The organism is Nucisporomicrobium flavum (genome assembly GCF_016464385.1).
Lineage (GTDB): Bacteria > Actinomycetota > Actinomycetes > Mycobacteriales > Micromonosporaceae > Actinoplanes > Actinoplanes flavus_A.
Map to the genome: position 1 here is coordinate 179,229 of NZ_JADMLH010000016.1, position 15,640 is coordinate 194,868.

The 15,640-nt window shown below is 73.5% G+C and carries 14 protein-coding genes; 8 read left to right on the plus strand and 6 right to left on the minus strand.

The annotated features are described in order from the left end of the window. Window positions 1-52 precede the first annotated feature (52 nt). On the plus strand, window positions 53-541 hold the full coding sequence (locus IT780_RS31220; protein WP_199515404.1) for an NUDIX hydrolase: 489 nt from the start codon (window positions 53-55) through the stop codon (window positions 539-541). Window positions 542-550: 9 nt separating this feature from the next. Here IT780_RS31220 and IT780_RS31225 read toward each other — a convergent pair whose 3' ends face one another. Beyond that, window positions 551-1,093 (minus strand): GNAT family N-acetyltransferase, encoded by a 543-nt coding sequence (locus tag IT780_RS31225; protein WP_199515405.1) that lies wholly within the window; start codon window positions 1,091-1,093, stop codon window positions 551-553. 113 nt (window positions 1,094-1,206) lie between these two features. Between IT780_RS31225 and IT780_RS31230 the strand changes: the two genes are divergently transcribed. From IT780_RS31230 to IT780_RS31240, 3 genes are all read left to right on the plus strand, one after another. Then, window positions 1,207-2,673 (plus strand): beta-N-acetylhexosaminidase, encoded by a 1,467-nt coding sequence (locus IT780_RS31230; RefSeq protein WP_199515406.1) that lies wholly within the window; start codon window positions 1,207-1,209, stop codon window positions 2,671-2,673. Between the two features lie 274 nt (window positions 2,674-2,947). Further along, a complete protein-coding gene (locus tag IT780_RS31235) occupies window positions 2,948-4,954 on the plus strand; it encodes a M48 family metalloprotease (RefSeq protein WP_307831476.1) in 2,007 nt (668 codons plus the stop codon). Between the two features lie 200 nt (window positions 4,955-5,154). Then, window positions 5,155-5,652, plus strand: coding sequence for a hypothetical protein (locus IT780_RS31240; RefSeq protein ID WP_199515407.1), 498 nt, complete (start codon window positions 5,155-5,157; stop codon window positions 5,650-5,652). A 9-nt stretch (window positions 5,653-5,661) separates the two neighbouring features. On the opposite strand, the gene IT780_RS31245 is transcribed toward IT780_RS31240, so the two are convergent. Genes IT780_RS31245 through IT780_RS31260 form a run of 4 tightly spaced genes read right to left on the minus strand, consistent with a single transcriptional unit; the run spans window position 5,662 to window position 8,908 of the window. Further along, complete coding sequence (locus tag IT780_RS31245; protein WP_199515408.1) at window positions 5,662-6,078, minus strand: nitroreductase/quinone reductase family protein; 417 nt, start codon at window positions 6,076-6,078, stop codon at window positions 5,662-5,664. Window positions 6,079-6,085: 7 nt separating this feature from the next. After that, window positions 6,086-7,072 carry a helix-turn-helix transcriptional regulator gene (locus tag IT780_RS31250; protein WP_199515409.1) on the minus strand — a complete coding sequence of 329 codons (987 nt, stop codon included), beginning with the start codon at window positions 7,070-7,072 and terminating at the stop codon, window positions 6,086-6,088. A gap of 28 nt (window positions 7,073-7,100) precedes the next feature. Further along, the gene (locus IT780_RS31255; protein WP_199515450.1) at window positions 7,101-8,252 is read right to left on the minus strand and encodes a hypothetical protein; all 1,152 of its coding nucleotides are present in this window, start codon (window positions 8,250-8,252) and stop codon (window positions 7,101-7,103) included. Between the two features lie 11 nt (window positions 8,253-8,263). Then, window positions 8,264-8,908 (minus strand): hypothetical protein, encoded by a 645-nt coding sequence (locus IT780_RS31260; RefSeq protein WP_199515410.1) that lies wholly within the window; start codon window positions 8,906-8,908, stop codon window positions 8,264-8,266. A 303-nt stretch (window positions 8,909-9,211) separates the two neighbouring features. Between IT780_RS31260 and IT780_RS31265 the strand changes: the two genes are divergently transcribed. The 4 genes from IT780_RS31265 to IT780_RS31280 are packed head-to-tail and all read left to right on the plus strand — an operon-like array spanning window position 9,212 to window position 13,725. Then, complete coding sequence (locus IT780_RS31265) at window positions 9,212-12,355, plus strand: sensor histidine kinase (RefSeq protein ID WP_233413781.1); 3,144 nt, start codon at window positions 9,212-9,214, stop codon at window positions 12,353-12,355. Further along, window positions 12,356-12,772: a roadblock/LC7 domain-containing protein gene (locus tag IT780_RS31270; protein WP_199515411.1), complete on the plus strand. Its 417-nt coding sequence runs from the start codon at window positions 12,356-12,358 to the stop codon at window positions 12,770-12,772. It begins immediately after the preceding gene. A 4-nt stretch (window positions 12,773-12,776) separates the two neighbouring features. Continuing rightward, window positions 12,777-13,148 (plus strand): DUF742 domain-containing protein, encoded by a 372-nt coding sequence (locus tag IT780_RS31275; RefSeq protein ID WP_199515412.1) that lies wholly within the window; start codon window positions 12,777-12,779, stop codon window positions 13,146-13,148. After that, entirely contained in the window at window positions 13,129-13,725 is a 597-nt protein-coding gene (locus IT780_RS31280) for a GTP-binding protein (RefSeq protein WP_199515413.1), read from the plus strand. The genes IT780_RS31275 and IT780_RS31280 overlap by 20 nt, the downstream gene beginning before the upstream one ends. Window positions 13,726-13,955: 230 nt before the next feature. Here IT780_RS31280 and IT780_RS31285 read toward each other — a convergent pair whose 3' ends face one another. Continuing rightward, on the minus strand, window positions 13,956-15,632 hold the full coding sequence (locus tag IT780_RS31285) for an AfsR/SARP family transcriptional regulator (protein WP_199515414.1): 1,677 nt from the start codon (window positions 15,630-15,632) through the stop codon (window positions 13,956-13,958). Window positions 15,633-15,640: the final 8 nt, after the last annotated feature.

Consider the following 15,640-nt stretch of genomic DNA (forward strand, 5'->3'; position numbering starts at 1 on the left):
ACGGCATGCCGGTGCCCGGGCGTCCGCTCCGGCGGCGCCTATCTTTCCGGACATGCCCATTTCGCCGTACCTGCACAGCCTGCGGGAGGTCGTCGGTCACCGGCTGCTGCTCCTGCCCGGCGTCACCGCCGTCGTGTTCGACGACGAGCAGCGGCTCCTGCTCGGGCAGCGCGCCGACAACGGCCGGTGGTCGCTGATCGCGGGGGTCATGGACCCGGGGGAGCAGCCGGCCGAGACGGTCGTCCGCGAGGTGTACGAGGAGACGGCTGTCCACGTCGTCCCCGAACGGATCACCAGCGTCTTCACCCAGCCGCCGAACACCTACCCCAACGGCGACCGCACCGAGTACGTCGACATCACGTTCCGCTGCCGCGCGGCCGGCGGCGAGGCGCGGGTGAACGACGACGAGTCGCTGGCGGTGGGCTGGTTCCGGCTGGCGGACCTGCCCCCGATCGGCGACCTGACCCGCCGGCGCATCGAGTGCGCGCTCGAGCCCGGCACGGCGGCCTGGTTCGGCACCCCGGCCGACCGCCACCCCTGACCTGCGGGCTCAGAGGCGCCGGGCCCGTACGTGGTCGTCGTGCCACACCTCGCCGACCAGGAACCGCTTGGTGCCGACGATCTCGAACCCGTGCTTCGCGTAGAACTTCGCCGCCCGGGCGTTCCGCTGGTTGACCCCCAGCCAGCAGGTCGCCGCCCCCGTCCCCGCGGCCGCCGCCAGCGTCTCCGTCATCAGCGTCGAGGCGACCCCGGTGCCGTGGCTGTCCGCCGAGACATAGAACTTGCTGAGCTCGATGCTCACCCCGTCGCCCGCCGCCGCCACGGTCGCCGCCAGCTCCGGATCGGTGATCGCTCCGCCGATGAGCATCGCGTACCCGACAGCCTTGCCGTCCTCGTCCTCGGCGACGAGCAGGATCCTGGCCGGGTCGGCCAGGTATCGCTCGAAGCTGTCGGGGGACAGATGCTGGGAGACGAATGCCTCGATGTCGCTCTGCAGCGTCCCGGGCGGGGTCGCGAGGCCGAAGGTGCGGGCCGCGAGGTCGTGCAGCGCCGGCGCGTCGGCAGGGTCGGCGCGGCGGGTGGTGATCGCCATGCCGAGAAGAGTAACGGCGGCGTGACGCTGTTCATCGGGCCGCCCAGAAACTGGAAAGAGGGTTTAGAGTTTCCGGCGGGCCGGGGGACGGCCCCTACGAGAAGGGCGTAGTGGTGACCAGAGAACTGGGCGATGTGATTCCCGCTCCGGGCGAGGTGCGGCCCGATGCGGCCGCCTTCTTCACGCTCGACGCGGGTACGGCGATCAGCGCGGCCCCCGGCACGGAGCACGTGGCGGCGTACCTGGCCGACGTCCTGCGCCCGGCCACGGGGTTCGAGCTGCCCGTCGGCGACAACGGCGCGATAACGCTGAGTCTCGACGCCGGGCTGGCCGCGGAGGCGTACCGGCTGGAGATCGCGACCGGCGGGGTCCGGCTCACCGCGGGGGCGTCGGCCGGGCTGTTCAACGCCGTGCAGACTCTGCGCCAGTTGCTGCCGGCGGAGATCTACACCGGCACGCCGCAGCAGGCCGCGTGGACCCTGCCGGGCGGGACGATCGTGGACGCGCCCCGGTTCGGCTACCGCGGGGCGATGCTCGACGTGGCCCGGCACTTCTTCACCGTCGCCGAGGTCAAGGCGTTCATCGACGCGATCGTCCAGTTCAAGATCAATCACCTGCACCTGCACCTCACGGACGACCAGGGCTGGCGGATCGAGATCGACGCCTGGCCGAAGCTCACCGCGATCAGCGGCGGCGACGGTACCGGCGTGGACGGCGTCGGCCCCGGCTTCTACACCAAGGCCGACTACACCGAGATCGTCGAGTATGCCGCCGCGCGCTTCGTCACCATCGTCCCGGAGATCGACATGCCGGGGCACGTGAACGCCGCGCAGGTCGCGTACCCGGAACTCACCGCCGACGGGGTCGCGCCGCCGCAGCGTACGGACGTGGAGGTCGGCTACAGCTCGCTCGTGGCCGGCAAGGACGAGACGTACGCGTTCGTGGCCGACGTCCTGCGCGAGGTCGCGGCGCTGACCCCGGGCCCGTACGTGCACATCGGCGGCGACGAGGCGCAGGCCACCACGGCCGAGGACTACCGGACGTTCATCGAGCGGGTGCTGCCGCTCGTCACCGCGTACGGGAAGAGCCCGATCGGCTGGCACGAGATGGCCACGGTCGACCTGCCGCCGTCCGCGGTGACGCAGTACTGGCGCATCGAGGCCGCCGACGACGGCACCGCCCGCGCCGCCGCGACCGGGGGCAAGGTGCTGATGTCCCCGGCCGACCGCACGTACCTGGACATGAAGTACACCGAGGACAGCCCGTTGGGGCTGGACTGGGCGGGCGTGCTCGGCGTCGAGAAGGCGTACGGCTGGGACCCGGCCGAACGGCTGCCCGGGGTGGGGGAGGAGTCCCTGCTCGGCGTGGAGGCGCCGCTGTGGTCGGAGACCCTGCGCAGCCTCGACGACGTGCTCACCATGACGTTCCCGCGGCTCCCGGCGATCGCGGAGATCGGCTGGTCACCGCGGGAGACCCGGGACTGGGAGTCGTTCCGCCGCCGGCTGGCCGCCTTCGGCCCGCGCTGGCAGCACCAGAGCGTCGCCTACCACCCGTCCCCGGAGATCGCCTGGCCCACCTGACAGCCGGCGGCCCGGCGGGAGCGCGCTTCCAGACGGGCGCCGTCGCACCGACGTGCCGCGCAGCGCCATCGTCCTCCTCATGACGCGGCGGCGGTGACCCGTGCGCGGGTCACCGCCGCCGAATCCGCCGGCGGCCCGGCGAAAATCTTCCTTAAATATGTACGGCTTCCGCAGACGGGTTTGTGCACGTCAACCACGTGTTCAGCGGTACGCCGGCGTGGGTCGGGGCGATGCTGCCCGACGGACTGTCGCCGGGGCCCCCTAGGCTTTCCCGGTGCGGAACAGGGTGTGGGCCTCGACCGCCGCGCTGGCCGGTTTCCTGGCCGTGGCCGCGGCGCAGCTCGCGCTGGTCGTGGTGCCGGTGCTGCTGGTGCTCTCGATGCTGCCGGGTGCGGCGGCGCTGCGGATCGGGCTCCCGGTCTGCATGGCCACGGTCGGTGTCATGGCGTATGCGACCTGGCGCGCCCTGCACACCCGCCGCCCCCACCCGGTCGGCATCCCGGTCGCCCGCGACGACGCCCCGCTGCTGTGGGAGCTCGTCGACGGCGCTGCGGCGGCCGCGGGCACCCGCGCGCCCGACCGGGTGACGATCGTGGCCGACGCCGCCGCGAAGCTGATCGAGCGCACCCGCCTGCTCGGCCTGGCGGGCGGCCGCCGCGACCTCTACCTGGGCCTGCCGCTGCTGCAGGCGTGGGACACCCACCGCCTCAAGGCCGTCGTCGCCCACGAGCTCGGCCACTTCTCGCCCCGCTTCGGCCGCCTCGCCCCGGTCGCCTACCGCGGCCGCACCGTGGTGGCCCGCGTGGTGCCCCGCATCTCCCGCCGCAACCCGGCCGGCCCGCTGCTGAGGTCGTACGCGGGCTTCTACCGGCGCATCGACGCCCCGTTCAGCCGCGCCCAGGAGCTCCAGGCCGACCGCATCGCCGCCGAGTACGCAGGCCCCCGCACCGCCGCGGCCGTCCTGCAGGACCTGCCCGCGCTGGACGCGCTGCTCCGGGTGTTCCACGCCGAATACCTCGGCCCGGGCTGGCAGGCGGGCCGCGTCCCGGACGACATCTTCGGCGGCTTCCTGCGGGTGCTCGCGGCCCGGGCGGAGGAGATCGCGGTCCTGCGCACCCGTGAACCGGTCCCACCGTCCACCTGGGACACCCACCCGCCCGTCCAGGACCGCCTCGCCGCGCTCGCCACCTCGACCGCTCCCGCCCCGGCGACCGGTCCCGCCCCCGTGGCCGACCCCAGCAATGCGACCAGCTCCACCGACGCGACCAGCTCCCTCGACGCGCCCGGCCCAACCGATGCGCCCGGAAAAACCCATGAGCCCGGCACCACCGACGAGCCCGGCACAACCGACGCCGGCGGCGCGACCGACGAGGCCTCGGGCGGGGAGCAGGCCGAGCCGGAGCTGATTCCCGACCTGCCCGGCCTGGGGCGCGCGCTGCAGCACGTCGCGTTCCCGCCTCAGGGCCGAGCCACCGTCGGCTGGGACGACTTCTTCGGCGCCGCGCGGACCGTCGAGATGCAGCGGGAGGCCGACGCCGCCCTGACCACGGTCTCGCGGGCCGCCGGCAGCACCGTGTCCACCGCCGACGACGTGCTGGAGCTCGCCGGTGACGGCCGACTGCGCAAGATCGCCGAGTCGGTCTTCCCGGGGCTGCCCGCCGACGAGACCGCGTACCGGGTGATCGACCTGGTCACGCTCCTGCTCGCCCTCGCCGCGCTGCACAGCGGGGCGGCGCGCTGGCGGCACAGCTGGACGGGCACCGCCGAGCTGGTCGCGGCCGACGGCTCGCACCTGGACCTCGGCGGGCTCGCCGCGATGGCCGTGGACCCGGCGACCGTGGCGACCGCGCGGGAGAAGCTGGCCGGCCTCGGGATCGACGTCGCCGCCGCGCCCGCGGGTGACGGCGAGCAGGCCCGGCCGGAGGTCGTCGGCGGCGTGGTCAACCTCGTGGTGGACGGGTCGCGTACGGACGTGCTGGTGGTGGACACCGGGCTCTTCCTGCTCCCCGGGCTGCCGCGGTCGCAGAACGGCTCCGCGAAGCGGCGGCTTGCCGAGTTCGCCGCGGCGGACGGTGCCCAGCGGGAGGCCGCTGCCCCGGGAACCCGGTTCGTCCCGTACGCGGAGGTGGCCAACGCCACGCAGGTGCGCCGCCGGAGCTGGGACCTCGTCCTCCGCGACGGCTCGACGATCGGTGTACGAACCGCCCTCGACTCCGACGAGCTGCCGGGCGGCTGGGCGGCCCTCGACGACGCCGTCGCGTTCCTGTCCCGTACCCGATAGTCATCCGCCCAAGGTGAACCGATCGGCCGCGCCGGGCCGTGTAATCACAAGAGGGTCAAATCCCTGACGATCGCGTAGCGGAAGCATCACCGGCGGTCACACTGGAATCCGGTGTCGTTCGCTTACCGTTCGCGGAACTGGGTAGAAGTAGGCCACGCGGATCGGCGATGATCGCCACACAACAGGGGGGAGGGGCGCTGATGGAACGGGGACCCATGGCGCTCTTCGGGGCCATCGTCGCGGTGGGCCTCGGACCGGCGATGTGGCTGGGCGCGCAGTTCGGTGACGCGACGCTGACACCGGCGCGGCCGCCCGCCGTGACCGTGCAGCAGGACACCACCACCGAGCCCAAGGGCGGCTCGGGGGCGGGCGACGCGCCGACCGATCAGACGCAGATCATCCGTACCGAGCCGAAGGCCAAGACGGAGACCATCCGTACCGAGGGCCGGGTGAAGCCGCCGGCCGTGTCGCCGACGCCCTCGTCGTCGCCCTCCAAGGAGCCGGCGACCGACCCGGCCGAATCGACCCCGCCCGCGGACGACGACTCCGGGCCGAGTACGCCGCCGGTCGAGGAGTCGACGGAGACAGCCCCGCCGCCGGCCGACGACGAGTCCGAGCCGCCGGCCGAGCCCGACCCGCCCGCCACCGACGCCGATGCTGACGCCGGTGCCGGTTCCGGCAAGCTCGTCGGAGCCTGACCTCGCGGGTCAGTCCCGGTGGAGTTCCACGATCGGGATGCGGCGGTCACCCGCTCGCTGCTGGTGCTCGAGGAAGAACGCGTGCTGCCCGGTGATCCGGTCCCACTGCCGCTCGTAGTCCTCACCGGACAGCGGTGTCGCCCGCGCCGGGAAGGTCTCGCCCGGCAGCTCCACCGTGACGGCCGGGTCGGCCAGCAGGTTCCGGTACCACTGCGGGTCCTCGGCCGCCCCGGCGTTGGAGGCGACCACGAACAGCCGCCCGTCGGCGCGGACGTACATGATCGGACTCGTCCGGGGCTCGCCGCTGCGCCGTCCACGGGTGGTGAGCAGCAGCAACGGCCGGTCACCGATGGAGGCACCGGCGTCGGCGCGGAACGTCGCGATGAGCTGCCGGTTGTACGCGAGCACGTCGTCGGGCATTGTCATGCCCCGATCATGCCCCCTCGTCCGGGTGGTAGGTCGCCATCAGCCCGCGAGCCGTCGCCGCGAAACGCTCCCGCAGCTCCGGCGGGTCCAGCACCTCCGCGTCCGCCCCGAGCTTGAGCAGCTCCATGTGTCCATGCCGGACCGATTCGATGGGTACGCGCGTGGTCAGCCATCCGGCCTCGTCCGGCTCCGTCGCCTCCGCACGGGCCACGCGGGACATCTCGGGCGGGAAGATGTACGCCATGCGGGTCAGCGCTTCGGCGGTCATCCGTACGGTCGCCGTGGCCGTGTAGACACTGCTCTCGTACCGGTCCGTCCACTCCCGCCAGAACGCGGCGAGGTCGAAGCCCGCCGGCCGGGTCGCCGGTTCGTCGCGGAGGTGGGCGTCGAGGATGTTCACCACCCGGTAGGCCGTCACCCGCTCACCCGCCGCCGCGACCAGGTACCACCGTCCCGCCTTGAGGACCACGCCGAGCGGCGCGAGCGTACGGGTCACCTCCCGCGGCGCCTTCCACCGGCGGTAGCGAACCTCCAGCTGCCGTTCCTGCCACACCGCATCGGCCACGGTGGCCAGGAACGGCGTCGGCTCGTCGGCGCGGAACCAGCCCGGCGCGTCCAGGTGGAAGCGCTCGCGTACCCGATCCGCCCGGCCGGCCAGCTCGCCCGGCAGCGAGGCGCGCAGTTTCAGCTCCGCCGCGGCCAGCACCGATCCCAGACCGAGTTCCGCCGCGGGCCCCGGTACGCCGGCCAGGAACAGCGAACCCGCCTCGTCCCCGGTCATCCCGGTGAGGCGGGTGCGGTAGCCGTCGAGCAACTGGTAGCCGCCGGCCGGGCCACGATCGGCGTAGACCGGCACCCCGGAGGCGCCCAGGGACTCGACGTCGCGATACACCGTCCGTACGGAGACCTCCAGCTCGTCGGCGAGCTCCTGCGCGGTCATCCGGCCGCGCGTCTGCAGCAGAAGCAGCAGGGAGACCAGGCGGGAAGCACGCACCCGCCCAGTCTCCCAGTGCCGGCGTGCCTCAGAGGCCGAGGATCCGGTTCAGGATGTCGCGGTAGCCGCGCAGCTGGACGCGCAGCGCCTCGGTGTCGTCGCCGTCCCCGGCGATGCCCTCCTTGCGGGAGCGCAGGCTCGCGGTCAGCCGGTCGACGGCCTCCTCCACGAGCTTGGCGGCCTCGTCGGTGGCCTCCTTGGGGCTGTCGACGAAGCGCAGCTGCACGTCACGCCACCGCTCCTGGAAGCCCTGCGCGTCGGCGGCGGCGAAGAAGCCCTCTCCCGGCCCGGAGGCGGCAGGCGAAGCCGCGGCGGCCGGAGCAGCCGACGCCGGAGCCGAGGTGACGGCGGCCGCGGGGACCGCCGCCGCGACCACGGCCGGGCTGTCGTCGGCGGCGGAGGCAACGGGTGCGGCGGGTGCCGTGGTCGTGGCCGAGTCGTCGCTCGCGGACCGGTCCAGCGGCTCGTCCGTCACCGGGTCCACCGCCTTCGGGTCGTCGAAGCCGCCCTCGTCCTTCAGCGCCGGGTGGGCGTCCGTCGGGGCGGTCTGCGCGCCGGTGTCCGTCGTGGTCTCGGTGGCCCGGTCCTTGACCTGCGGGTCGTCCTTGACCTGCGGGTCGTCGAACGTGCCGTGGTCGTCCAGCGCCACGTCCACCACGTCGTCCTGGCCGGTGCCGGGTCCGGCCTGCGGCATGCCCGTCCCATCGTCGGTCGCGGTGCTGCTCGCGTACGTGCGGGTGTTGCTCTCGGAAGGCGACTCCACCGACCCGTCACCGGGGGCGACCATGCGGTCGTCGCCGACGCCGGAGTCGGCGGCCGAGACGCGGTCCGTCGAGTCCCACTGGTCGTTCAGGGGGTTGGCGACCGCGGACGCGGCGACGGCACCCCCGACGGTCGACGCGCCGAAGGCGGTCGGCTGCGGGCCCGGCTCGTGAAACTCGGGCTGGCTGCGGTCGTCCCGGTCGGTCCGGTCATCTCGGTCGGCGCGGTCATCTCGGTCGTCGCGGGCCGGCACGGTGCCGGTCGCGTCGCCGGCGTTCGCCTCGGCGGGCGCGTTGGACCAGGGCGACGGCGGGCGCTGGCCCGGCACTGCGACCGGGTCGGACTGCACGCGGTCGGGACGGTCCTCCTGGGCCTGCTCGTCGGCCGAGTCCCGGGAGTCGTTGGAGAAGAAACGCATCGTCGTACTCCTCAGCGGCTCGTGGCGTCGGGACGCGAGCCCGCGACGTCGCTGTCGTGGTCATTGATCTTCTGGGACGGCACCTTGGGGTCGGTGTCCGGGGTGGCCGCGCCCTCCGACTTGACCGGATTCTCCCCGAGCAGGTCGGCGAAGAGCGCACGGTAGTGCACGAGCGCCTGGCGCAGGTCCTCGGTGTCGGCCTCGCCGCTCTTGCTGCGCTCGCTGATCGCGTGAGCGTCACGGTAGTGCCCGAGCGTGCGCGCGTGCGCCACCGACAGGTTGGCGAGCTGGTCGTCGTAGTCGCCGGTGGGGTAGCCGCGCTCGGCGATCAGGCGGGTCACCAGCTCGTCGGCGGTGGAGACGGCCTGCTCCGGCGCGTCCACGAACTGGATCTGCACTTCCTCCCAGGCCACCGAGTACTTGGCCTTCGACTCCGCCGACAGCGGCCTGAGCTCGAGCTCGGCGTGCCGCTTCTGGCGCTCCAGCAGCTCCCGTTCGCCCTCGGCGCGGCTGTCCGCGTCGCCGACCACCCGGTCGTACTCGGGTCCGAACGTCTTCTGCAGCTTCTTGCGGCGGCCGGCGCGGACCCCGAACACGATGGCGGCGACCAGCAGCAGCACGAGGACGATGAGAATGATCACGATTGTGGGGGACATCGGTCTCCTCCTTCTTCCCTCGGAGGTATTCCCACGTCGGCGGGGTCGTCAACCGCAGATCGGGCAGCCGACGTGAAAACCGCTTCTGTCCGGTGCCGGACTCCCCGCGATCGGCTCCGGCGCATGCCAATCTCCCGTACAGAAAGGACATACAACCTTCTTACGGTACGGAGCGGAACTGGCCGCGATCGCCGCCATTCCGTATTCTTCCCGCCAGGCGCGCAGCTCATCGACGGTCGTTGACGTGTCAAGCATCTTCCAGGGCTGCGCGCGCTGTCCTGCGTACCCCTCGGGCGGAGGCTGATGAGAACCCGCAACTGGTCGATCCGGTCGAAGATCATCGCGCTCGTCGCGGTGCCCCTCGCCGCGCTCCTCGCGCTCTGGGCCTTCGCCACGACCATCACCGCCGGCCCGGCGCTGAACCTGCTGTCGGCGCAGACGCTGCTCGATACGGTCGGTACGCCCGGCGAGGTCCTCATGGGCGAGATCCAGCGGGAACGCCGCCTCTCGGTGGAGTTCCTCGCCGCCCCGGACGCCGCCGTCGACAAGCTCACCGCCCAGCGCGCCGCCACCGACCGCGCCGCGGCCGACTTCCGCCGCACCGCCGGCAGCCAGGACGCCCGGGACGCCGCCGGCGCCACCCTCGAGTCCCGCATCCGCCAGGTCTTCAGCGACCTCGACAGCCTGCCGACCGCGCGCGGCTACATCGACCGCCGGGAGATCGACGTCGTCGGCGCCCAGAACCTCTACAACGGCATCGTGGACTCCGGCTTCCAGATGTTCTCGGCCACCGCCACCTTCGGCGACGAGCGCGTCGACCGCGAGATCCGCGCCCTCACCACCGTGGGACGCGGCCAGGAATACCTCAGCAGGGTCGACTCGCTGCTCGCCGGCGCCCATGCGGGCGGCAAGCTCGGCGACGAGAGCCGCACCGAGATGCTGCAGGCGATCGGCACCTCCCGGTTCCTGTTCACCCAGGGCGTCAACGACCTGCCCGAGCGGGACCGCACCGCGTACCAGCGGCTCAGCCGGGGGGCCGCCTTCAACCGGCTGCAGGAGCTGCAGAACCAGCTCCTCTCCTCGAGCCAGGTCGGTGCGACCGCCCCGGTCAGCGCGGAGGCGTGGCAGCCGGCGTACGACACCACGGCGCAGCAGCTGCGCGCCTTCGAGATCAACGCCACCGACTCGCTCGCCGAGGACGCGAAACCCGTCGCGGTCGGCGTCCTCGTCCGCCTGGGCATCGCCGGCCTGCTCGGGCTGCTCGCGCTCGTCGCCACGATCCTCGTGTCCGTACGGGTCGGCCGCTCCATCGTCGGCCGCCTGATCCGGCTGCGCCGCGAGGCGCTGGAGATGGCCGGCGAGCGGCTGCCCACGGTGGTCAAGCGCCTGCAGCGTGGCGAGGCCGTCGACGTGGACGTGGAGACCCCGCCGCTGGAGTACGGCCGCGACGAGATCGGCCAGCTCGGCCGCGCCTTCAACGAGGTCCAGCGCACGGCGGTGCAGTCGGCGGTCGAGGAAGCCGCCGTCCGCCGCGGCATCAACGAGGTGTTCCTCAACATCGCCCGGCGCAGCCAGACGCTGCTGCACCGGCAGCTCGCCCTGCTCGACAAGATGGAGCGGCGCGAGACCGAGCCGCAGGAGCTGGAGGACCTCTACCGGGTCGACCACCTCGCCACCCGCATGCGCCGCCACGCCGAGGACCTCGTCATCCTCGCCGGCGCGGCGCCGGGCCGCGGCTGGCGCAACCCGGTGCCGCTGATCGACGTCGTCCGCGGCGCGATCAGCGAGGTCGAGGACTACAAGCGCATCGACATCGTCTCCGTCGAGTCCTCGGCCGTGCTCGGCCGCGCGGTCGGCGACGTCATCCACCTGCTCGCCGAGCTGCTGGAGAACGCGGCGTCGTTCTCACCCCCGCAGACCCGGGTCACGGTGGTGGGACAGATCCTGCCCAACGGGTACGCCGTCGAGATCGAGGACCGCGGCCTCGGCATGTCCGCCGACGCGATCGCCGAGGCCAACCGCAAGCTGCTCGAGCCGCCGGACTTCGACCCCGCGGACAGCGCCCGGCTCGGCCTCTTCGTGGTGGCCCAGCTGGCCGCCCGGCACGGCATCCGGGTGTCGCTGCGGGCCAGCGCGTACGCCGGCATCACCGCGATCGTGCTCGTCCCCGGCGAGCTCGTCACCGCGGCCCCGCCCGGCCCCGGCGCCCCGGCCGCCCTCACCGCGGGACCGGCCACCGCGGACGAGTCCTGGGACCGTCCCATCCTCGGCAGCGGCACCGACGACCCGTCCCGCAGCTCGCTCGCCGCGCTGCAGTGGCAGGGCACCGAGGAGCTGCAGTCCATCCCGGTCACCGGTCCCGCAGCAAAGATCAACGGCGTGGCCCTCGAGGGTACGGTCACCGCACCCGGAGACCACCTCCCGGGAGATTCCCGCGACCCCGCCGACCCGACCGGCCCGACACCCAGCGCGGTCGTCGACGGCCTCACCGCCGACGGCCTGGTCCAGCGCCGCCGCACGGTCCCCCGCCGCCGCAGGAACGCCCCGGCCGAGCCCCCCGCCCAGCTCCCACCCAACCTGACGGCCCCGACCGGCCTCGCCGGCATGCCGGGCGCCATCCCGCTCGGCCCAGCAGGCCCGGCGGGCCCGGCCATCCCGCTCGGCCCAGCAGGCCCAGCAGGCCCGGTCGAGGGCGGCGCCAACGGTCACCCCGGCAACGGCCGCGTCCTCGACGGCACGCCCGCCTCCGGCCTCGTGCACGGCGACGCGCCCACAGTCCTCCCGGGAAGCGGCGACCCGGGCCCGACCCCGCCGAACGGCCCGGCGCCGACCCGCATCCCGTCACCCCGCACCGCCCCGGACGCCGCGCCGCCCGCGACCCGGGCCGCGCCGGCTGCGCCCGCGACTCCGGCCGCGCCGCCCGCGACCGCGGCCGCGCCACCTGCGCCCGCGACCCCGGCCGCGCCGCCCGCGACCGCCAGCCCGGAGGGCGGCGCGCCGGCCGCCGCTGAGGCCGCGCCGAACTCCGCCGAGGCCCTGCTGCCGCGCCGGGTCCGGCAGGCCAGCCTGGCGCCGCAGCTCCGCGGCCCGGTGGCCGACCGTCCGGAGGCCGCGACGGTCCGCTCGCCGGACGAGGTCCGGAGCATGATGAGCGCCCTGCAGAGCGGCACGACCCGCGGCCGCCGGGAAGCTGCCGCGCTGGCCACCGGATCGACGCCGGTGCCCCTGAGTGAAGACATAACTGCTGGTAGTGAGCGGAATGGGGGAGAGGGGGAGCGGTCCGCGACCGAAACTGACAAACAGCAGACGGGAGGGGGGCCGACGTGGTCCGAGGCGGCTACCGTCACCTTCCCGGCTGTGCGGGATTCCGCGGCCGGCACCGACGGCAGCACGGATCCCGCGCCCGGCGACAAGCACCAGAACCACCGGCTGGAGAAGGACGCATAAGTGGCACAGACGACGAACCAGAGCGCCAACCTCACCTGGCTCCTCGACGACCTCGTCGAGCGGGTGCCGTCGGCGCAGCAGGCGGTGGTCCTCTCCGCCGACGGGCTCCTGCTCGGCGCGTCGGCCGGGATGACCCGGGAGGACGCCGAGCACCTCTCGGCCATGGCCGCCGGGTTCCAGAGCCTCGCCAAGGGCGCCAGCCGGCACTTCGGCGCCGGGCCCGTACGCCAGACCGTCGTCGAGATGGAGGAGGCGTTCCTCTTCGTGACGGCCGCCGGGCTGGGCGCGTGCCTCGCCGTGCTGGCCGAGAGCGACGCCGACCTGGGGCTCATCGCGTACGAGATGGCCATGCTCGTCACCCGGGTCGGCCAGACGATGGACGCCCCCGTTCGGCTCCCCGGGTCCGATGCCCGCTGACCCCATGCGTGCGCCGCACGACTGGCTGGACCACGAGGCGGGCCCGGTCGTCCGCCCGTACGCGATGACCCAGGGCCGGGTGGCACCCGCCGGCGGCGAGTTCGACCTGCTCGCGTTCGTGGTCGCGACGATGCCGGACGTGCCCCCGTCGCCCTCGCTGCAACCGGAGCATCACGCACTCGTCGGCGCGGCGTGGGAGCCCACGTCCGTTGTCGAACTAGCCTCCAAACTGGACCTCGCCATCGGGGTCGTCCGAGTTCTGCTGGGTGATCTACGCTCGGCGGGCCTCATTTCGCTCTACGAGCCACCAGCGGCCACCCAGCCGCATGACGTCGACGTACTCAAGGCGGTTGTCAATGGACTCCGTGCGCTCTGACCGTGACGGCGCGCGCTCGCGCATCCCGGTCGCGCTCAAGATCCTCATCGCCGGCGGGTTCGGTGCGGGCAAGACCACGATGGTCGGCTCGGTCAGCGAGATCCGGCCGTTGCAGACCGAGGAAGTGCTCACCGGCGCGGACGGCGCCGACGACACCTCCGGCGTGGAAAGCAAGCGGACCACGACGGTGACGATGGACTTCGGCCGCATCACCATCACCGAGGACCTGCAGCTCTACCTGTTCGGCACCCCCGGGCAGGACCGCTTCTGGTTCCTCTGGGACGAGCTGTCCCAGGGCGCCCTGGGTGCGGTGGTGCTCGCGGACACCCGCCGCCTCGCCGACTGCTTCCCGTCGATCGACTACTTCGAGCAGCGCGGCACCCCGTTCGTGGTGGCGGTCAACTGCTTCGACGAGCGCCGCTTCGGGGCGGAGGCGATCGCCCGGGCCCTCGACCTCGACCCGGAGGTCCCGGTCGTGGAGTTCGACGCCCGCCAGCCGGTGGCGGCCCGCAACGTGCTGATCGAGCTGGTCGAGTACGTCGCGCGCCGGCAGCTGGCGGCAGCCGGAGCCCGCTGACCCGCCGGCTCGCTGAAGCCGGCCGCGGGTGCCGGGAAGCCGGCCGCGGCTCGGAAGCCGGCCGCGGCTCGGGAAGCGGGCCGCGGCTCGGGAAGCCGGCCGCAGGGCCGGGGAGCCCGAGGAAGCCGGCCGCGGGCCCAGGTGTCAGGGGAAGCCGGCCGCAGGGCGCGGGCTCGGGACATCGGCTGCGGGACCGCGGGGCGACGGGTCGGGCGGGTCGGGCGGGTCGGTCAGTGTTGCTGGTAGTGCCCGCCCCAGGGCGTCGCGACCGGCCCGGGGGCCGGCGGGACGCAGATCAGCCGTGACCCGATCCGGTGCAGCGTCCGCGACGACAGCAGCCCTCGCACGATCAGCTCCTCCGGCTGCGCGTACGGCCGCTCGAACCGCGCGATGACGATCCGGTGGGCCAGGTCCGGGGTGACGCCGGGCAGCCGGGCGAGCTCGTGTCCCGGGGCATGGTTGAGGTCGATCAGCCCGCCGTCGTCGATGTGCCGGACCAGGTCGGGCCGGCCGACGCCGAGCTGCCGGGCCCGGGCCGGGTCGAAGGCGACGAACTGGCGGGCCTGTTCGCGTAGCACCCGGTTGCGCGGGGTGTCGCCGGGGTGCGCGGCGACGACGCCACCGTGGATGGCCGCTATCAGCGCGGTGGTCGCGAAGAGGCCGAAGCCGATGGTTTCGGCGGTGCTCAGGTTGGGGCTGTCGACGGGAGTGGGGTCGATCATGGCGATGGTGAACGAGGCGACGAAGAGCAGCGCGTAGCCGGCCGCGTACGCGAATTGGCGGTTGTCACGGCGCCGGAGGCCGGCGTACACGAAGTACATCCAGCTGCCGAACGAGCACACCAGGATCGGCAGCAGTGACGCAATGAGGACCTCGCCGATGGGGAAGCGTCGCTTGGGCGGCGGCGGAAGCGGCGGCACCGAATGCGGCGAGGACGGCTGAGCCGAGAAAGGCGACGAGGAGGACGAGTACGAGAAGGGCCCCGAGTACGGCGGCGGTGAGGACGGCGGCGGCTGGCCCCATGAGGGGGGCGGCGGCGTCGTCACGGTGACGTCCGGCGGCACGTACTGCTGGATGAAGGCCGACGGCGGTGGGGCCGGGATGTCGTCGCTGTCCGCCCACGGGTCGACCGGTTCGGCGTAGAACGCCTCGCCGCGCAGGATCCGCCGGTGGGTCTCCTGCATCTTCTCGCCGGGCTCAGCCCCGAACTCCTCCAGGAAGTACTCGCGCGCGTCGCGGAACGCGGCCAGCGCCTCGGCTTGCCGCCCGTCCTGGTGCAGGGCGATCATCAGTTGCGCGCGGAGGCCCTCGCGCAGCGGGAACTCCTCGACGAGGCGTACCAGATCGGGCATGACGCCGGTGTGGTTGCCGCGCGCGACCTCGATCTCGGCCCATTTCTCCCAGGCCGTCGCCTTGGCTTCGGTGAGCCGGGTGCGGGCGGCGTCGAAGACCGGGCCGCTCAGGCCGGCGAGCGCCTCGCCCCGCCAGAGCGCGAGCGACCGCCGCAGGGTCTCCGTCGCCTCGGCGAGCTGACCGGCCTTGCGCTGGGTGGACGCGGTGGCCAGCCCGGCCTGGAACCGGTCGGCGTCGATCGCTTCCGGCCCGGTGTGCAGCACGTACCCGCCGGTGGTGAGCGCGAGCAGGTCGCCCGGGGTGCGCGGCGACCTGTCCGGGTCGAGCACGCGGCGCAGGCCGGCCACGTACTTCTGCACGACGTTCGCCCCGTTCTCCGGCGGCTCGTCGCCCCACACCGCGTCGACGATCTGGTGGACCGGTACGGGCCGCCCGGCGTTGAGCAGCAGCACCGCCAGCACCGCGCGCTGTTTCGCCGGTCCGAGCTCCAGCGCCTCGTCGCCGCGCAGGGCGCGCAGCTCGCCGAGGAGCTGGTATTCCAGCGCGGGGCCCACCCGAGGCA